Origin of the sequence: Herbidospora cretacea (genome assembly GCF_001570605.1) — a bacterium.
In the GTDB taxonomy this organism is placed as follows: Bacteria; Actinomycetota; Actinomycetes; order Streptosporangiales; family Streptosporangiaceae; genus Herbidospora; species Herbidospora cretacea.
In genome coordinates, this window is record NZ_BBXG01000028.1 from 1 (window position 1) to 16,535 (window position 16,535).

Below are 16,535 nucleotides of genomic sequence, written 5' to 3' on the forward strand. Positions count from 1 at the left end.
GGGAGAGGGGGTGGGGGCCGCTTGGGCTGTGGTGGGGGCGACGAGGAGGCCCGTCGTGAGCGCCAGGGCTCCCAGTAACTTGTGCATCGTTCCGCTCTCGGGGTTCAGAGGTCTCTCAGGAAACTCCCATAATCGGGCTAATGGATAACAATTCAACCTTTTTCTAGTAGCTAAGTAAGTGACTGCTTGCTCGGCTGCCGCCCCTACTCTGGGGCCATGGCGAAGGAGACTCGGCTCGGCCTGGTGCGGCGGGCTCGGAAGATGAACCGCATCCTGGCGGAGACCTATCCCGACGCCCACTGCGAGCTCAACTTCGCCGACGCGTTCCAGCTGCTCGTCGCCACGGTGCTGTCGGCCCAGACGACCGATGTGCGGGTCAACCTGACCACTCCGGCGCTGTTCGCCAAATATCCGACGCCCGACGACATGGCCGTCGCCGACCCCGACGACATGGAGGCCATCCTGCGGCCGACCGGGTTCTTCCGGGCCAAGACGAAGTCGGTCATCGGGCTGTCGATCGCGCTCCGCGACCGCTACGGCGGCGAGGTCCCCCGCAAGATGGCCGACCTGGTGACGCTGCCCGGGGTCGGCCGCAAGACGGCCAACGTCGTGCTCGGCAACGCGTTCGGCGTGCCGGGGCTGACCGTCGACACCCATTTCCAGCGGCTCGTGAAGCGCTTCGGGTGGATCGAGGGCGAGCTCGACCCGGTCAAGATCGAGCAGGAGATCGCGCAGCTCATCCCGAAGAACGAGTGGACGGTCTTCTCCCACCGCATCATCTGGCACGGCCGCCGGATCTGCATCGCCCGCAAACCCGCCTGCGGCGCCTGCCCCCTGGCGGCGCTCTGCCCCTCCTACGGCACCGGCCCCACCGACCCCGAGACAGCGGCCAAGCTGGTGCGTTCGGGGCCGTTCTCGTGACGGGAAGCTTCGGCGGGCACGGAGGGTTGGAGTGTCCATGACCGACGTACCGGCCTGGCTCGCCGGCGTGGCCGACAAGGCCCGGCGAACCCCCGTCCCCCTCGGCATGCGCCCGCCCCGCGAGGGCGGCCGGCCCGCCGCCGTGCTGCTTTTGTTCGGCGACGGGCCGAACGGCCCCGACATCCTGCTCATCCAGCGCAGTTCGCGTGGACGCAACCACGCGGGCCAGCCCGCCTTCCCCGGCGGCGGGCTCGACCCCGAAGACGACGGTCCGATCGGCGCGGCCCTCCGCGAGGCGGCCGAGGAGACCGGCGTCGACCCCGCGGGCGTCGAAGTCGTCGGCACCCTGCCGGAGCTCTACCTCGCCCACAGCGACAACCGCGTCACCCCCGTCGTCGGCTGGTGGCACACCCCCTGTGCCGTCCACGCCGCCTCACCCGACGAGGTCGCCTCGGTCGAACGCGTGCCGATCGCCGAGCTGGTCGATCCCGCCAACCGGCTGAAGCTGCGTCATGTCAGCGGGTTCCACGGGCCCGCGTTCCGCGTGCGCGGGCTGCTGGTCTGGGGCTTCACCGCCGGAGTGCTCGACAGCGTGCTCGCCACCTGCGGTTTCGAGGTCCCGTGGGACCGGTCACGGATCGAGGACCTGCCCCCTGACGTCGTGAACCTCGCCGCCCGTTAGCGCCAGCCCCAGCGTCGCCCAGTCGGCCACGTCGTCGTCGCGGTCGGCCGCCAATCGCCGCAGCGCCGCGACCCCCGCCGGGTCGGCAGGTCGGCCGATGACGTTGGGCAGGGCGTAGGCCGCGCCGTAGCGGACCGTCGTCTCCGGATGGGACGCGAGCTCGATCACCGAGGGCAGCGCCCGCGGGTCGCGCAGGTGACCGAAGGCGATGAGCACCGAATAGAGCACGCGAGGTTCGGTCTCGCTCGCGGCCAGGAATCGCAGCACCGGCAGGGTCTTGTCGGCGAACGGGCGGTCACGCCCGAGCTCCCCCAGAATGTCGACTCCGAGCACTCTCTCCGCCGCCGTCTCGGCTGCGCACAGTCGCCGCGCGGCGGTGAAGGTCTCCAGGTCACCGCGCTCCTGCAGGGCCGCGATGGCGTCCCAGCGGGTCGGGCCGTCCGGGTCTCCGTCGGCGAGTGCCGTCTGGATCAGTTCCTCAACAGGGTCCCCCATGGCGTCACGATATCGACTGCACTGCGGGGAACCCGTGCACGAGACCGCGTGTGGCTGGATACGGTTAAGGGTGGTGGCCGGGCCGGGTGCGATAGAGGTGGAATACAGGCGTGCAAGGCGATCTGCTCGACCTCATCCTGATCGGCCTGATTCTGGCCTTCGCGGTGTCCGGCTATCGCCAGGGTTTCATCATCGGCGCGTTCAGCTTCGTCGGTTTCGCCGGTGGGGCGCTGGTCGGGATGTTCATCGCGCCGCCGATCGCCGGAGCGCTGGTCAACGGTGAGACCGAGCGCGCGCTGCTCGCCATAGTCATCGTCTTCCTGGCCGCGACGGTCGGGCAGTTCGCCTCCTCGACGATCGGCGCGGTCGTCAGATCCCATGTGACGTGGGAGCCCGCCCGTCTCATCGACGCCTTCGGCGGCTCGCTGGCCAGCGGGCTGTCCGTGCTCGTATTCGCCTGGCTGATCGGCTCGCTCATCATCTCGATGAACTTCCCGCTGCCGAAACAGCAGGTCAACGACTCGCTGCTGCTGAAGACGGTCGACCAGGCGATGCCCGAGGCAGCCCGCGACCTGACGCGCGGCTTCCGCGAGTTCGTCGACGCCTCGCCGTGGCCCGAGGTGTTCGCTGACATCGGCGGGGCCCAGTTCGTCGACGTGCCGGCCCCCGACGAGAGCATCATCAACGACCCGCAGCTCGCACGGGCGCGCCGCGCGATCGTGAAGGTGCAGGGCACCGCCCCGACGTGCCGCAAGCGCATTGAGGGCACCGGCTTCGCCTACGCCCCCCACCGCATCATGACCAACGCCCACGTGGTGGCCGGTGTGTCGCAGGACCTGCGGGTGACCGACTACCGGGGCGCCAGCCACAACGCCCGCGTCGTCCTCTACAACCCCGACCGCGACATCGCGGTCCTCTACGTCGAGTCGCTCGACGTCAACCCGCTGAAGTTCGACATGGCGGCCGAGTCGAAGGACGACGCGATCATCGCGGGCTACCCGAAGGGCCACGGCTTCACCATCAAGCCGGCCCGCATCCGGGTGAAGCAGCCCGCGGAGTCCTACGACATCTACAACCGCCACACCGTCGACCGCGAGGTCTACGCCATCCGCGGCGAGGTGCAGCCCGGCAACTCCGGCGGCCCGCTGCTCGCCCCCGACGGGCGCGTCTTCGGCGTCATCTTCGCGGCGGCCACCGACCAGAAGGACACCGGCTACGCGCTGACGGCCGAGGAGGTCCGCACCGACGCCGAGGACGGCAGCGCGGCCATCGCCCGGGTCGACACGCAGGAGTGCGACTAGCCGGTCGCGATCGTCGCCTCGACACCGTCGAGCAGCCAGTTCAGGCCGCGCTCGAAGCTCGAGTCCCAGTCGTCGGCGGCGGTCAGCGGGCCGTGCGCCGCGAGGGCGGGGTAGCGGTCGCGCTGGTGGTCCATGTGTTCCCTGGCGGCGTCGCGGGTCTCCGCGTCGGCGTTGACCAGCCAGGTCGCCTCCATGAGGGCCGAGCCGATGACGAAGTTGGACAGCCCGAACGCGGCGGCCGTGAGGTGGGGCTCGGCCACTCCGGCCCGCACCAGGGTGGCGTACAGGAAATCGCTTCTGGCAAGCACGTTGGGGCCCAGCATCGGGCGGCCGAGGAGCGCCGCCGACCACGGGTGGCGTAGCAGGGTGGCGCGCCAGTCACCGATCAGCGCCGTGAGGCCCGCCCGCCACTCCGCGCCCTCGGGGATCCGGACGGCGGCGAAGATCGCGTCGAGCGCGAGGTCGAGGACGTCGTCCTTGGTCTTCACGTGCCAGTAGAGCGTGGTCGAGCCGGTGCCGAGCCGCTCGGCCAGGCGCCGCATGGTCAGCCGGTCAGCGCCCTCCTCGTCGAGCAGGGCCACGGCCTCCTCGACGATCCGCTGCCTGCTGAGCGGGGGGCCGCCCCGTTCTTCGCGGGTGGACGCCCTCAGCCACACCCCGCCGGTTCTCGCGTTCACCCGGCCGAGTCTAGTATGACGTTCGAGTACCGGATCGTTGGTCCGGTCTCTCGAACAACGATCCGGTGGAGGTCGCGATGCCGGGACACATCGACGTCGATCACCTGAGCTACGTCCTGCCCGACGGCCGCCCGCTGCTCGACGACGTGTCGTTCCGGGTGGGCGACGGCGTGAAGGCGGGCCTCGTGGGGCCCAACGGGGCGGGCAAGACCACGCTGCTCCGGCTCATCGCCGGTGATCTTCGGCCGGACGGCGGCCGGGTGGCGCAGACCGGCGGGCTCGGGGTCATGCGGCAGTTCGTCGGGAGCATTCGGGACCGGAGCAGCGTCCACGACCTGCTGCTCTCGGTCGCGCCCGAGCAGGTGCGGGCCGCGGCGGCGGCCGTGTCGGCCGCCGAGGCGGCGCTCACCGCCCACGACGACGAGGCGGCCCAGCTCGCCTATGCGCAGGCCGTCTCCGACTACGCCGACGCGGGCGGCTACGCCATGGAGACCGTCTGGGACGTGTGCGCCACCGCGTCGACAGGCCTGCCCTTCGACGCGGTTCGCGAGCGCCCGGTCACGACCCTGTCGGGAGGCGAGCAGAAACGCCTCGTCCTGGAGGCTCTCCTGCGCGGCCCCGACGAGGTCCTGCTGCTCGACGAACCCGACAACTACCTCGACGTCGCCGGGAAGCAGTGGCTGGAGAACCGGCTCGCCGCCACCGCCAAGACGGTCCTGCTGGTCTCCCACGACCGCCGTCTCCTCGCGAACGCGGCCGACCGCATCGTGACCGTGGAGGACCGCGGCGTCTGGATCCACGGCGGCGGCTTCGCGACCTACGCCGCCGCCCGCGCCGACCGGATCGAGCGGCTGGAAGAACGGCGCCGCCGCTGGGACGAGGAGCACGCCAGGCTCCGGCGGCTCGTGCACACGTTGCGGCAGACGTCCGCCAACAACGACGCCCTCTCGTCGGCCTACCGGGCGGCCCGGACCCGGCTGGGCCGGTTCGAGCAGGCGGGCCCGCCGCAACGCCCGCCGAAGGAGCAGAACGTCCGGATCCGGCTGCGCGGCGGCCGGACCGGCAAACGCGCCGTCGAGTGCGAGAACCTGGAGCTCACGGGCCTGACCAAACCGTTCGGCACCGAGATCTGGTTCGGCGAACGGGTGGGCGTCCTCGGCTCCAACGGATCGGGCAAGTCCTCGTTCCTGCAGGTGCTGGAGGCGGCGTACGGGGAGGTGGCCCCGGCGGTGCGGCACACCGGATCGGTCCGGCTCGGGGCCAGGGTGGTGCCCGGCCGCTTCGTCCAGACCCACGCGCGGCCCGACCTGCACGGGCGTCGTCCGGTCGACCTGGTCACGACGGCCGGTGCGCTGATCCTCAACGACGCGATGGCCGCTCTGGCGCGCTACGAACTCGCCCCGGCCGCGAACCAGCTCTTCGAGACGCTGTCGGGCGGGCAGCAGGCACGGCTGCAGATCCTCCTGCTGGAGCTGTCGGGCGCGACGTTGCTGCTGCTCGACGAGCCGACCGACAATCTCGACCTCGCCAGCGCCGAGGCGCTGCAACAAGGGCTGGCGGGCTTCTCCGGCACGGTCCTGGCGGTGACCCACGACCGGTGGTTCGCCGACGACTTCGACCGCTTCCTCGTCTTCGGCGCCGACGGGACCGTGTCCGAGAGCGCGGAACCGGTGTGGGGATGACGCGGCCGGGTCATTCCGACGACGTCACCACCGCGTCGCCGGTCCGGCTGCGGTAGTAGAGGACGGATTTGCCCGCCCTGCGGCGTTCGACCAGGCCGGCGTCCAGGAGCACCTTCAGGTGGCGGCCCACCGAGCCGAGCCCCTGGCCGGTGAGGGCGACGAGCTGGGTCGTGCTCTTCGGCTGGTCGAGCAGCACGAGCACGGTCGCGCGGGCGCTGCCCAGCAGCCGGGCGAGGGGCCCGGAGACCTCGCGGACCTCGGTCAGGACGCCCGAGGCCGGATAGATCACCGCATACCGGTGGGGGTGCTCCCATGAGACCCATCGGTGCCGGGGCGTGACCGGGACGAACATCAGCCGCGCCGTCGTGATGTCGCGCGGCGGGTTGCTGGTCGTGTTGATCTGCAGGCGGCTGTCGCCCAGCCAGCGCATGCCCGGACGCATGTCGTTGAGTGCCGCCTCCCAGCCGCCCATGCTGAGGCTCGCGACCCGGCCGATGATGTCGGCTTCGAGAATGCGCCTGCGCCGGTCCCAGGTGGGTTCGACCGCTTCCGTCCACACCCATTCCAGGACGGACGCCGCCCGTTCGGCCAAGTCGGCGCGGCGGAGCGGGCCGGGGAGCATCCTGCCGAGGGAGACCTCCAGGTCGGCGTACACGACATCGGGCGGGGTGGCCCGGATGGCGGCGACCTCGTCGGCGAAGGTCGGTTCCCCGGTTCCGGCGGGGGTCGGGACGAGGAAGTCGGCGACCCACTCGGGCCCGTTCGCGGCGCGGATGAGGAGGTCGTCGATCGGGTCGCCGGCGAGGCGGGTCCGGAAGCGGTCGGCGTGCCGCTCGAACCAGGGCCGCTCACCGGGGTGTGCGGGGTGGGCGCGGCCGAGGGCGAACATGCACGCGGTGGTCTCGGCGAGCGGGGAGACCACGAACCTGCTCCTGGCCAGCGTGTCCGCGCCGACCTGCCACCAGCCCATCTCCGTCCTTTCATCTCTTGGTATGAGATTTCTGGCATCGACCCATATCGGCCCGCACGTCGGCGGCCATGACGTCGGCACGGCCTCCGCAGCCGGTCCTTTCGCGTCCCGGCGAAACAATAGCGGCTCTGACCTGGGGTGATGGAATGTGCTCCTCATGCGTACATATCGGGAGCTGTTCGCCGTCAAGGAGTTCACGCCGCTGTTCGCGACGTCGACCTTGCAGGTCGTGGCGTGGACGATCGGGAACCTCGCGCTGGGGACCCTCGTCTTCGAGGCGACCGGCTCGCCTCTCCTCTCGGCGCTCGCGATGTTCGGGCCGCTGCTCGCCCAGGTCCTCGGGGCGACCCTGCTGATGTCGGCGGCCGACCGGCTGCCGCCCCGGATGGCGCTCGCGGGTCTGGCGCTGGTGTTCGGCGTCGGCATGGCCGCCCAGGCGATCCCCGGTCTGCCCATGGCCGCCCGGTTCGCCATTCTTATTGTGATCGGCGTGTTCGCGTCGGTCGGCGGCGGGGTGCGCTACGGGCTGCTCAACGAGATCCTCTCCCGGGACGGCTTCCTGCTCGGCCGGTCGGTGATGAACATGACCGTGGGCGCCTCGCAGATCACCGGCTTCGCGGCCGGAGGGCTGCTGGTCACCCTGCTCACCCCCACGCAGACGCTCCTCGTCAGCGCCGCCCTGGAGTTCGCCGCCGCGCTGGTCGTGTGGCTGGGGCTGTCGAAACGGCCGCCGCGCGCGTCGGGCCGCCCGTCGGTGGCGCAGACGTGGCAGGGCAACGCGCGGCTGTGGGCGTCCAAACCGCGGCGATATGTCTTCCTGGCCCTGTGGATCCCGAACGGGCTGATCGTGGGGTGCGAAGCGCTTTATGTCTCGTACGACCCGAGCAGCGCCGGCCTGCTGTTCGCCTGCGCCGCCTTCGGCATGCTGATCGGCGACACCCTCGTCGGCCGGTTCGTCCCCGCGCGGTGGCGCGAACGCCTCGGCGCCCCGATGCGCCTCCTCCTGGCCGCCCCCTACCTGGTCTTCTTCACCGAGCCGCCGATCGGCGTCGCGGTCGCCGCGGTGACCCTCGCCTCCGTCGGGTACGCCGCCAGCCTGCTCCTCCAGGAACGCCTGATGGCCCTCACCCCCGACGACCTCAGCGGCCACGCCCTCGGCCTGAACGGCTCGGGGATGATGGTCCTCCAGGGCGTCGGCGCGACGGTGGCGGGCGCGGTGGCCCAGTTCGCCGGCCCGGCGCTCGCGATGACGGCGATGGCCGTGGCCTCGGTGGCGGTGACCCTGGCGCTGGCACCGAGCCTGCGCCCGGGACCCGCGCTCGAACCCGCCTGAGGATCAGGTCAGGGCCGCCAGGAGATCGTCGATCGACCGCGCCTGGGCGGCCTTGGCCGGGTCGATGCCGTAGGGCCGGCCGTCGATCGACGCCAGCCGCCCGGCTCCCCGTTCGAGCAGGGTCTGCGCGCCCCGCGCGTTGCCCCGTTGCAGGTGGGTCAGGCCGACGCAGATCTGGGCCAGGCCCTGCCACAGCTCCCTCTCGGCCGGTGGGCAGCACTTCCAGCGGCCCTCGAAGATCTCGTGGGCGTGGAAGGGGCGGTCGAGGCGGAGCATCTCCACTCCGTCGGCGATCGCCTGCTCGGCCGTGGGGGCGTAGTCGTCGGGGACCCGTTCGACGCCTTCGGCGCCGTGGGGCAGGGGGCGGCCGTAGGCGTCCCGGGGGCGGGCGTTGCGGGCCCGGCCGGTCGCGTCGCGGTCGCGGCTCATCGGTCGGGTTCGGGGTCGGCCAGCCAGGAGGTCAGCTCGGCGTTGAAGACGTCGGGGCGTTCCTCGTGGGGGAAGTGTCCCGCGCCCTCGATCAGACGCCAGCGGTAGGGGGCCGCGACGAAGCGGCTCGACCCCTGGGCGGTGCGGGGCAGCATGCAGGTGTCGAGGGCGCCGTGGAGCTGGAGGGTCGGGGCCTCGATCTCGGCGCGCATCTGACGGGCGTAGCGGCGGCCGTCGGGCCGGAGCTGGGAGCGGGCGAACCAGCGGTGGTATTCCAGGGCGCAGTGGGCCGACGCCGGGATCTGGAACACGTCCTGGTAGACCGGGTTCAGCTCCTCGGACGGCCACTCCGGGCCCGACCACTCGTCGAGCAGCCGCCCGACCCTCGCGGCGTTCTTGCGGGTCAGCCGGTGTTCGGGCAGCAGCGGGAGCTGGAAGCCGAACGCGTGGCCGCTGGCGCGGAGCTGGCGCGGGTCGGTCAGCAGCGCCGTGCGCAGCCGCAGCGGGTGGGGCGCCGACACGACGACCAGGCGGCGCACGAACTTGGCGTCGCGGGCGGCCATCGTCCAGCCCATCCAGCCGCCCCATCCGTGGCCGACCACGATGGCGCCGGTCTCGCCCATGGCCCTGATCAGGCCGGCCGCGTCGCCCGCCAGGGTCGGCAGGTCGTATCCCCGGGGCGGCTTGTCGCTGGCGCCGTAACCCCGGAGATCGACCGCGGCGGCACGGTAACCGGCCGCGGGCAGCGCTTCGAGCTGGTGCCGCCAGGTCCACCAGAACTGCGGGAAACCATGGAGCAGCAGGACGAGCGGGCCCTCACCGGCCTCCACCACGTGGAAGCGGGTGCCCCCGGCGTGGATCCAGCGGTGTTCCCACGGGCCGTCGGCCCGGACCAGCTGGTTCTCCTCCGGGGCCTGTTTCATGGCGCGACCGCGGCACGGTGGGCGCCGACCTCGCCGGCGGTCTCGACGACCGGGGTGGGCCGGACGGTCTCGTCGGTGGACTTGAGGCTCTGGAGCGAACGCCTGGTGCGTTTGAAGCCAGCCAGGCCCTGCAGGCGGCGGTAGCCGACGAAGCCCAGGATTCCGGCCGTCACCAGGTAGAACACGGTGACGATCAGGAACGAGAGCCAGGTCGACAGGCCGACGGCGTCGTGCAGGACGTAGGCGATCGTGAACGAGGCCAGGATCAGGACCAGGTGAAGCGTGAACGCGGCGGCGGCGAACAGGCCGGTGGCCATGCCCACCCGCTTGGCGTCGAACTTGAGCTCGCTCTTGGCGAGTTCGATCTCCGCCCGTACCAGGTCGGAAATGTGGGTGGTCGCCTCGGCCACCAGAGCGCCGAGCGATTCGTCCTCGCGCATCAGGGATCTCCTATTCTGCGGACTGTCAAATATCATCTCGTGCCCACACCCGTACGCGGAGTCTGAGCAGCCCCGCGGCCAGCAACGATGCGATGACGCTTGCCATGGGCACCGCTGACCGACTTCCCGACGACGAGCCCGGGAAGCACGCCGGGAGCGATTCTGTGGGTGAGAACGCCTCCGAGGGCGCTCCCGCCGAGCGGAACCCCGCCGGCACGGGCCTGACGAGACGGTCGGCCCCGGCGGCGTGAGAAGGATCGACGTTCATGAGCGGCCCTCTGCCCCGGAACCCCGGCGCCGGCGCGAAGGCGATGTCGGGATCGCCCACCCCCGTGTGTTTCCCCACTCCCCAGCTCACCCCCCGTAGATCAGCGCGGCACCGCCATCCCGGCCGGCGGGATCGCGTCCCGGAAGCGGGACGGCTCCCCGTGGACGAACTCCCCTTCAGCTCACTCCGGCGACGAAGAAGAAGATCACTGGTAGCCCGCCGCCCTTCGTCCAGCGTGAGGTGGAGCGGGTCCGGAACGATGACGGACCAGAGCGCCTCGTAGTTCCCTGGATCAGCGCCTGCGGCGATCAGGATGATCGCGCACCACTGGTCGTCTCGGTCCGCAGGGCTTCGGCGACCCGCGCCGTTCAGCGGTTGGACGGCGCCCTGTGCTCCCCCTCAAGTGATGGTGGAATGCCCGGCCGGTTCCCCCTGAATCGCCGACCGGACTTCCCGGCACACCTTCGGCCCACTGTACCCAGCGCCGAACGATCACAGCCGGGGCGGGTTATCACCTGTGGATAACGGCCCCGGCTGTGGATGAAGGATTAGTCCTCGCTCTTGGCGGTGGGCAGTTTCTCGGAGATCAGGTTCATCACCGAGCTGTCGGTGAGGGTGGTCACGTCGCCCAGCGAGCGGTTCTCGGCCACGTCACGCAGCAGGCGGCGCATGATCTTGCCCGACCGGGTCTTCGGCAGCTCCGGCACGACCATGATCTGCCGGGGCTTGGCGATCGGGCCCAGCACCTTGGCGACGTGCTGACGCAGCTCGGTGGCGATGTCGCCGCTCTCCTCGGCGTTCCCGCGCAGGATCACGAACGACACGATGGCCTGGCCGGTCACCGGGTCGGTCGCGCCCACGACGGCCGCCTCGGCCACCTTCGGGTGGCTGACCAGGGCGCTCTCCACCTCGGTGGTCGAGATGTTGTGGCCCGAGACGAGCATGACGTCGTCGACGCGGCCCAGGAGCCACAGGTCGCCGTCGTCGTCGCGCTTGGCGCCGTCGCCGGGGAAGTAGAACCCGTCGAAGCGGGACCAGTAGGTCTCCTTGTAGCGCTCGGGGTCGCCCCAGATGCCGCGCAGCATCGACGGCCACGGCTCACGGACCACCAGGAACCCGCCGCCGCCGTTCGGCACCGACTTGCCCTGGTCGTCGACCACGTCGGCGACGATGCCCGGCAGCGGCTGCATGGCCGCGCCCGGCTTGCCCGCGGTGACGCCCGGCAGCGGGCTGATCATGATCGCGCCGGTCTCGGTCTGCCACCAGGTGTCCACCACAGGGGTCCGGTTCGCGCCGATGTGCTCCCGGTACCAGACGTAGGCCTCGGGGTTGATCGGCTCGCCGACCGACCCGAGCACCCGCAGCGACGACATGTCGAACTTGGCGGGGATGTCGTCGCCCCACTTCATGAACGTGCGGATGGCCGTCGGCGCGGTGTAGAGGATCGTGACCTTGTACTTCTGGACGATCTCCCAGAACCGGCCGCGGTGCGGGGTGTCCGGGGTGCCCTCGTAGATCACGCTGGTCGCGCCGTTGGCGAGGGGGCCGTAGACGATGTAGCTGTGGCCGGTCACCCAGCCGATGTCGGCCGTGCACCAGTAGATGTCGGTGTCGGGCTTGAGGTCGAAGACCGCGTTGTGGGTCCAGGCCGTCTGGGTGAGGTAGCCGCCCGTGGTGTGCAGGATGCCCTTCGGCTTACCGGTGGTGCCGCTCGTGTAGAGGATGTAGAGCGGGTCCTCGGCGTCGTGGGGCTCGGGGGTGTGCTGGTCGCTCTGGCGCTCGACGACGTCGTGCCACCAGACGTCCTTGTCGGTGACCGCGACGTCCTGGCCGGTCCGGCGGACGACGAGCACCTTCTCGATCTGCGGGCACTGCGCCACGGCCTCGTCCACGGTGGGCTTGAGCGCGCTCGGCGCCCCCCGCCGGAACCCGCCGTCAGCGGTGATCACCAATTTGGCGTCGGCGTCGTCGATGCGGCTCTTCAGCGCGGACGCGGAGAAACCACCGAAGACGACCGAGTGGATCGCCCCGATCCGGGCACACGCCAGCAACGAGACCGGCAGCTCCGGGATCATCGGCATGTAGATCGCCACCCGGTCGCCCTTGCCGACCCCCAGCTCGGTCAGCGCGTTGGCCGCCTTGGAGACCTCTTTCTGCAGGTCGGCATAGGTGATGACGCGGCTGTCACCCTCGGGCTCGCCCTCCCAGTAGAAGGCCACCTTGTCGCCGTTGCCGGCCTCGACGTGCCGGTCGACGCAGTTGTAGGCGATGTTCAGCTTGCCGCCCACGAACCACTTCGCGAACGGGGCCTCCCACTCCAAAGTGGTGTGCCAGCGCTCCGCCCAGGTCAGCCGGTCCGCCGCGGCCTCCCAGAAGGCCAGGCGGTCAGCCGAGGCCTCCGTGTAGGCGCTCGCCGTGACGTTCGCCGCCGCGGCGAGCTCCGCGGGCGGCTCGAACCGGCGGTTCTCCTGCAACAGGTTCGACAGCGTTTCCTGGGACTCCGTCACCGCGAACTCCTTACCCGAAATTCTTATGGCGTTACTTCTTCGTATCGTGCCGTATCGGGTGTTAATGACACGTGACGGGGCCTAGGGGAGTCAAACGTGACTTCGTCCAGCGGTGTCAGCGGGTCGTTGAGTGGTCGTGACGGCGGTGGCCGGGAGCGGGGGCGGGCGCCGGATACGGGGCTTTCCGGACGCGGCGGGCGGGGCCGGGGTGGGCGGAGCCGTAACGGAAGGAAGTCTGTCGGTAGGGTCGGGCGGATGAGTGATCCGTTGGTCGTGGTGGCCGAACTGCCCGGGGTGCCGGAGGCCGTCGCCGAGGCCCGGGAGGCCGTCGACGTTCTCTACCGGCATCGGATACTTCGCCGGAGGCAGCCCGAGGTGTCCGCCGAGTCCGCGTTGCGGGGGGCTCGGGCGTCGGCCGAGCTGGAGGGCGTCGAGGTGCCCCTCGGGTCGCTGAGGGCCGGGGAGGTCGACGATCCGGTGGCGCAGGGCGCCCTGCGGGTGTCGGCCGAGCTCGGGCGGCTCGGGCCCCTGTGGCGGACCGCCGCGCCCCAGGTGCTCGCCCGGCTGCACACGCTCGCGGCCGCCGGGCTGCTCGCCGATCCGGGGCGTCCCCGTACGGCCCCCACGGCGGCCGACCTGCTGGGGATCGGACCGGCTCCGGCGGACGTGTCGGCGCGGATGAAGGCGCTGGCGGGGCTGACGTCGACCAAGGCGCCCGCGCTGGTGCTGGGGGCGATCGTGCACGCCGAGATCGTGGTGCTGCGGCCGTTCGGCGTGGGCGACGGGCTGGTGGCGCGGGCCGCGGAGCGGCTCAGCCTGGTGGAGCACGGCCTCGACCCGAAGTCGCTCGTGGCGGTGGAGGTGGGGCACCGGGACCTGCCGGGGTCGTACACGCAGGCGTTGAAGGCCTATCTGACCGGCACGCCCGACGGGGTGGCCGCGTGGGTCGTGCACTGCGCTCGGGCGGTCGTCCTGGGAGCCAGGGAGACGACCGCTATTTGCGAGGCGCTGTCCCGCTAGACAATTGCGGACACATGCAGACGGCGTCCCTGGAATGGGACGCCGTCGCCAGTACGTCGGACCGGGTTACCAAGCGTGCACCTCATTTTGTCGAAACGGGACAAGCCCGCAACGACACGCCTCCCGCGGCTGGTCGCACGTGGGTACCCAGCGGCCGTACCCGGACACTTGGTCCGTAAGCCCTTTGTACGTCGGAACTGCGCACATGGGAACCCCTTCGAGCAAGACCTTTACTGAGCCCGGAATCCGCTCGTTACGGCTTCTGATGCGGTTTGTGACCTCGTGGGGCAATGGATCGATACATGGCGTCCACTTCTGACAGTGATCACTGACCGTGACCGTCTGGGCGCATTCCCACGGTCTGAGCCGGGCTCAAAAAAACTGCCGCAAATTGCAGATTGCTCCTCGACGAAACTCAGGCGGATCGGGCAGCATACGGTGTTATCTCCCGTTGTGGGAGTGACTGCGCACAGGGCACCTTTGCAAGTCCCTTGCCATGCCCTGGCCCACTGATGAAAGCTTTCATCACACGGGACCGGCTCTACCCCCCCGGAGCCGGACCGCTCGGCGACCCCCGCTCTCCCCCCCGGCGGGGGTCGCCCCCTTTATCCACAGGGGCGGCCCTTTTCCACAGGTCCCGGTTCGGGCGTTTCTGATCTTCGGTTGATCGGCACCGTGAAGCTCCTCACGGATGTCCGACCTTCGACCGAGGAGCTCCCCGTCCATGCACCGGCCCCTTGCCGTCACCGCCGACCGCGACCTGCTCGACGACCTGCTGCGCGTGGCCGCCGCCGCCGGGGTCGAACTCGACGTCGCCCACGAAGCCGCTCAGGCCCGCCCGCGCTGGCGCACGGCGCCGCTGGTCGTGGTGGGTGCCGACCAGGCCGACGCCCTCGCCGCGATGGGCCCGCCGGCCCGCCAGGGAGTTCTCCTGGTGACGTCGGGCCCGGCCGATCCGGCGATGTGGCGGCGGTGCGTGGCGGTCGGGGCGTCGGCCGTCCTCGAACTGCCCGACGCCGAACGCCTGCTGGTCGACGAGTTCGCCGAGGCCGCCGAGCCGTCGTCGCGGGCCGGGGCGTTGGTGTGCGTGGCCGGAGGGCGCGGCGGCGTGGGAGCCACGGTCTTGGCCGCCTCGCTCGCCCTCACCGCAGCTCGGCACGGGTCCCGCACTCTGCTCGTCGACGCCGACCCGCTCGGCGGCGGGATCGACGTCGTCCTCGGCCAGGAGGAGGCGACCGGGGCGCGGTGGCCCGACATCGTCGGTCGCGAGGGCCGGGTGAGCTACGCCGCCCTCCAGGGAGCGCTGCCGACCTTCGGCGAGTTGACTGTCCTGTCATGGCACCGGGGCGAACCCATGCGGATCCCGCGCGAGGCGATGCGCGCGGTGCTGGAGGCGGCGCGGCGGGGGTGTGACCTCGTGGTGGTCGATCTGCCCCGGTTCGTGGACGCCGGGGCGGAAGAGGCACTGTCCCGCTCTGGCGTGGCGTTGCTGGTGGTTTCCGCCGATGTGCGGGGGGTGCTCGCTGCCGGGCAGACGTTGCCGGGGGTGCGGGAGCAGGCGGGGGACGTGCGGGTGGTCGTTCGGGGCGGGAGCCTGGAGCCTGACGTGGTGGCCCAGTCGCTGGGGGTGCCGCTGGCGGGGGTCGTGCCGGAGCAGCGCGGGTTGGCCGAGGCCCTGGACCGGGGCGACGCACCACCGCTGAAGCGGACACCGCTGGGGCGGTTCTGCGGGGAACTGCTGGCGGGGCTGGCATGAGGAGTGTCCGGCGCTTGAGGTCCGGCGCTGCCGACCCGCCTGAGCGGGACGCGGCGGCGATCCAGTTCAGGAGTGGCTGGTCGGGCGGGTTCATCGCGAGGGTTCCGTGAGTGGCGTGCCGGCGGAGTTGCTGGAGGCGGTTCGGGTTCGGCTGGCGCGGGACGGGCTCGATCCTTCGCCCGCTCAGGTGGCCGGGGCGTTGCGGGCCGAGCGGGCGGTCCTGGGGGATGCGGAGGTCCTGGCCGTCGCGCGGGTGCTCCGCGCCGAGCTGATCGGGGCGGGGCCGCTGGAGGGGCTGCTCGCCGAGCCGGGGGTGACCGATGTGCTGGTCAACGGGCCTCGGGAGGTGTGGGTGGACGACGGGGGCGGGCTGCGGAAGACGTCGGTCGTCTTCCGGTCGGATGACGACGTGCGGCGGCTCGCGCAGCGGCTGGCGGCCGCTGCCGGGAGGCGGCTGGACGACGCGTGCCCTTACGTCGACGCGCGGCTGGCCGGTGGGGTTCGGCTGCACGCGGTGTTGCCTCCTGTCTCGGCCGAGGGGACCTGTCTGTCGTTGCGGTTGCCGCCTCGGCATACGTACGGGCTGGATGACCTCGTGACCGGAGTGGGGGCGCAGGTGCTGCGGTCGGTCATGAAGGCTCGGCTGGCGTTCCTCGTGTCGGGCGGGACCGGGACAGGGAAGACCACTCTGCTGTCCGCGCTGCTGTCGCTGGCCGCTCCGGGGGAGCGGCTGCTGCTCGTGGAGGACTCGGCGGAACTGCGGCCGGCGCATCCCCATGTGGTGCGGCTGGAGACGCGGCCGCCCAACCTGGAAGGGGTCGGCGGGGTGACGCTTCGGGACCTGGTCCGGCAGGCGCTGCGGATGCGGCCTGATCGGGTGGTGGTGGGAGAGGTGCGTGGATCTGAAGTAGTTGATCTTCTGGCTGCGCTGAACACGGGGCATGAGGGCGGGTGCGGGACTTTGCATGCCAATACGGCGGCTGACGTGCCGCCTCGGCTGGAGGCCCTTGCTTGTGCGGCGGGGTTGAGCCGGGAGGCGGTGCACAGTCAGCTCGCGGCTGCGCTGGACGCGGTGATTCACGTGGTGCGGGATGCGGGGACGGGGGTGCGGCGGGTGGCGGAGATCTGTCT

The 16,535-nt window shown here is 71.2% G+C and carries 16 protein-coding genes; 9 read left to right on the plus strand and 7 right to left on the minus strand.

Annotated elements, in window-relative coordinates; genetic code table 11:
* Window positions 1-216 precede the first annotated feature (216 nt).
* Together nth and AW270_RS34845 are read left to right on the plus strand one after the other, a co-directional pair.
* A complete protein-coding gene (gene nth / locus AW270_RS34840; protein WP_061300407.1) occupies window positions 217-921 on the plus strand; it encodes an endonuclease III in 705 nt (234 codons plus the stop codon).
* A gap of 37 nt (window positions 922-958) precedes the next feature.
* Entirely contained in the window at window positions 959-1,603 is a 645-nt protein-coding gene (locus AW270_RS34845) for an NUDIX hydrolase (protein ID WP_061300408.1), read from the plus strand.
* On the opposite strand, the gene AW270_RS34850 is transcribed toward AW270_RS34845, so the two are convergent.
* Window positions 1,553-2,098 (minus strand): HEAT repeat domain-containing protein, encoded by a 546-nt coding sequence (locus AW270_RS34850; RefSeq protein ID WP_061300409.1) that lies wholly within the window; start codon window positions 2,096-2,098, stop codon window positions 1,553-1,555. The two genes, AW270_RS34845 and AW270_RS34850, sit on opposite strands and share 51 nt — an antisense overlap.
* Window positions 2,099-2,208: 110 nt before the next feature.
* Between AW270_RS34850 and AW270_RS34855 the strand changes: the two genes are divergently transcribed.
* Window positions 2,209-3,399 (plus strand): MarP family serine protease, encoded by a 1,191-nt coding sequence (locus AW270_RS34855; protein WP_245675011.1) that lies wholly within the window; start codon window positions 2,209-2,211, stop codon window positions 3,397-3,399.
* On the opposite strand, the gene AW270_RS34860 is transcribed toward AW270_RS34855, so the two are convergent.
* Window positions 3,396-4,076 (minus strand): TetR/AcrR family transcriptional regulator, encoded by a 681-nt coding sequence (locus AW270_RS34860; RefSeq protein ID WP_061300410.1) that lies wholly within the window; start codon window positions 4,074-4,076, stop codon window positions 3,396-3,398. The two genes, AW270_RS34855 and AW270_RS34860, sit on opposite strands and share 4 nt — an antisense overlap.
* 77 nt (window positions 4,077-4,153) lie before the next feature.
* Between AW270_RS34860 and AW270_RS34865 the strand changes: the two genes are divergently transcribed.
* Complete coding sequence (locus tag AW270_RS34865; RefSeq protein WP_061300506.1) at window positions 4,154-5,758, plus strand: ABC-F family ATP-binding cassette domain-containing protein; 1,605 nt, start codon at window positions 4,154-4,156, stop codon at window positions 5,756-5,758.
* Between the two features lie 10 nt (window positions 5,759-5,768).
* Here the strand turns inward: AW270_RS34865 and AW270_RS34870 are convergent, their stop codons facing one another.
* On the minus strand, window positions 5,769-6,728 hold the full coding sequence (locus AW270_RS34870) for an ArsR family transcriptional regulator (protein ID WP_061300411.1): 960 nt from the start codon (window positions 6,726-6,728) through the stop codon (window positions 5,769-5,771).
* 157 nt (window positions 6,729-6,885) lie between these two features.
* On the opposite strand from AW270_RS34870, the gene AW270_RS34875 reads away from it, so the two are divergent.
* A complete protein-coding gene (locus tag AW270_RS34875; protein WP_061300412.1) occupies window positions 6,886-8,061 on the plus strand; it encodes an MFS transporter in 1,176 nt (391 codons plus the stop codon).
* Window positions 8,062-8,064: 3 nt separating this feature from the next.
* Here the strand turns inward: AW270_RS34875 and AW270_RS34880 are convergent, their stop codons facing one another.
* Genes AW270_RS34880 through AW270_RS34890 form a run of 3 tightly spaced genes read right to left on the minus strand, consistent with a single transcriptional unit; the run spans window position 8,065 to window position 9,853 of the window.
* Entirely contained in the window at window positions 8,065-8,490 is a 426-nt protein-coding gene (locus AW270_RS34880; RefSeq protein ID WP_082802084.1) for a DUF309 domain-containing protein, read from the minus strand.
* Complete coding sequence (locus AW270_RS34885; protein WP_061300413.1) at window positions 8,487-9,413, minus strand: alpha/beta fold hydrolase; 927 nt, start codon at window positions 9,411-9,413, stop codon at window positions 8,487-8,489. The genes AW270_RS34880 and AW270_RS34885 overlap by 4 nt, the downstream gene beginning before the upstream one ends.
* Window positions 9,410-9,853, minus strand: a complete 444-nt coding sequence (locus AW270_RS34890; RefSeq protein WP_061300414.1) for a phage holin family protein — start codon at window positions 9,851-9,853, stop codon at window positions 9,410-9,412. The genes AW270_RS34885 and AW270_RS34890 overlap by 4 nt, the downstream gene beginning before the upstream one ends.
* A 104-nt stretch (window positions 9,854-9,957) precedes the next feature.
* On the opposite strand from AW270_RS34890, the gene AW270_RS39295 reads away from it, so the two are divergent.
* Window positions 9,958-10,104: a hypothetical protein gene (locus AW270_RS39295; RefSeq protein ID WP_157523113.1), complete on the plus strand. Its 147-nt coding sequence runs from the start codon at window positions 9,958-9,960 to the stop codon at window positions 10,102-10,104.
* 565 nt (window positions 10,105-10,669) lie between these two features.
* On the opposite strand, the gene acs is transcribed toward AW270_RS39295, so the two are convergent.
* Window positions 10,670-12,628, minus strand: coding sequence for an acetate--CoA ligase (gene acs / locus AW270_RS34895; RefSeq protein WP_061300415.1), 1,959 nt, complete (start codon window positions 12,626-12,628; stop codon window positions 10,670-10,672).
* A 255-nt stretch (window positions 12,629-12,883) separates the two neighbouring features.
* Between acs and AW270_RS34900 the strand changes: the two genes are divergently transcribed.
* From AW270_RS34900 to AW270_RS34910, 3 genes are all read left to right on the plus strand, one after another.
* Window positions 12,884-13,648: a Fic family protein gene (locus AW270_RS34900; RefSeq protein ID WP_061300416.1), complete on the plus strand. Its 765-nt coding sequence runs from the start codon at window positions 12,884-12,886 to the stop codon at window positions 13,646-13,648.
* Between the two features lie 724 nt (window positions 13,649-14,372).
* The gene (gene ssd, locus AW270_RS34905; protein WP_061300417.1) at window positions 14,373-15,404 is read left to right on the plus strand and encodes a septum site-determining protein Ssd; all 1,032 of its coding nucleotides are present in this window, start codon (window positions 14,373-14,375) and stop codon (window positions 15,402-15,404) included.
* 127 nt (window positions 15,405-15,531) lie between these two features.
* Window positions 15,532-16,535, plus strand: a 1,004-nt coding sequence (locus AW270_RS34910; protein WP_245675012.1) for a TadA family conjugal transfer-associated ATPase, incomplete at its 3' end; no start/stop codon positions are given.

What these genes read in the sequence shown, in the direction of transcription:
- AW270_RS34845 (WP_061300408.1), top strand. Translation starts at nt 959, where the DNA reads ATGACCGACGTACCGGCCTGGCTCGCCGGCGTGGCCGACAAGGCCCGG.
- AW270_RS39295 (WP_157523113.1), top strand. Translation starts at nt 9,958, where the DNA reads ATGGGCACCGCTGACCGACTTCCCGACGACGAGCCCGGGAAGCACGCC.
- AW270_RS34870 (WP_061300411.1), bottom strand. Translation starts at nt 6,728, where the DNA reads ATGGGCTGGTGGCAGGTCGGCGCGGACACGCTGGCCAGGAGCAGGTTC.
- AW270_RS34865 (WP_061300506.1), top strand. Translation starts at nt 4,154, where the DNA reads ATGCCGGGACACATCGACGTCGATCACCTGAGCTACGTCCTGCCCGAC.
- AW270_RS34900 (WP_061300416.1), top strand. Translation starts at nt 12,884, where the DNA reads ATGAGTGATCCGTTGGTCGTGGTGGCCGAACTGCCCGGGGTGCCGGAG.
- AW270_RS34885 (WP_061300413.1), bottom strand. Translation starts at nt 9,413, where the DNA reads ATGAAACAGGCCCCGGAGGAGAACCAGCTGGTCCGGGCCGACGGCCCG.
- nth (WP_061300407.1), top strand. Translation starts at nt 217, where the DNA reads ATGGCGAAGGAGACTCGGCTCGGCCTGGTGCGGCGGGCTCGGAAGATG.
- AW270_RS34880 (WP_082802084.1), bottom strand. Translation starts at nt 8,490, where the DNA reads ATGAGCCGCGACCGCGACGCGACCGGCCGGGCCCGCAACGCCCGCCCC.
- ssd (WP_061300417.1), top strand. Translation starts at nt 14,373, where the DNA reads ATGCACCGGCCCCTTGCCGTCACCGCCGACCGCGACCTGCTCGACGAC.
- AW270_RS34890 (WP_061300414.1), bottom strand. Translation starts at nt 9,853, where the DNA reads ATGCGCGAGGACGAATCGCTCGGCGCTCTGGTGGCCGAGGCGACCACC.
- AW270_RS34850 (WP_061300409.1), bottom strand. Translation starts at nt 2,098, where the DNA reads ATGGGGGACCCTGTTGAGGAACTGATCCAGACGGCACTCGCCGACGGA.
- AW270_RS34875 (WP_061300412.1), top strand. Translation starts at nt 6,886, where the DNA reads ATGCGTACATATCGGGAGCTGTTCGCCGTCAAGGAGTTCACGCCGCTG.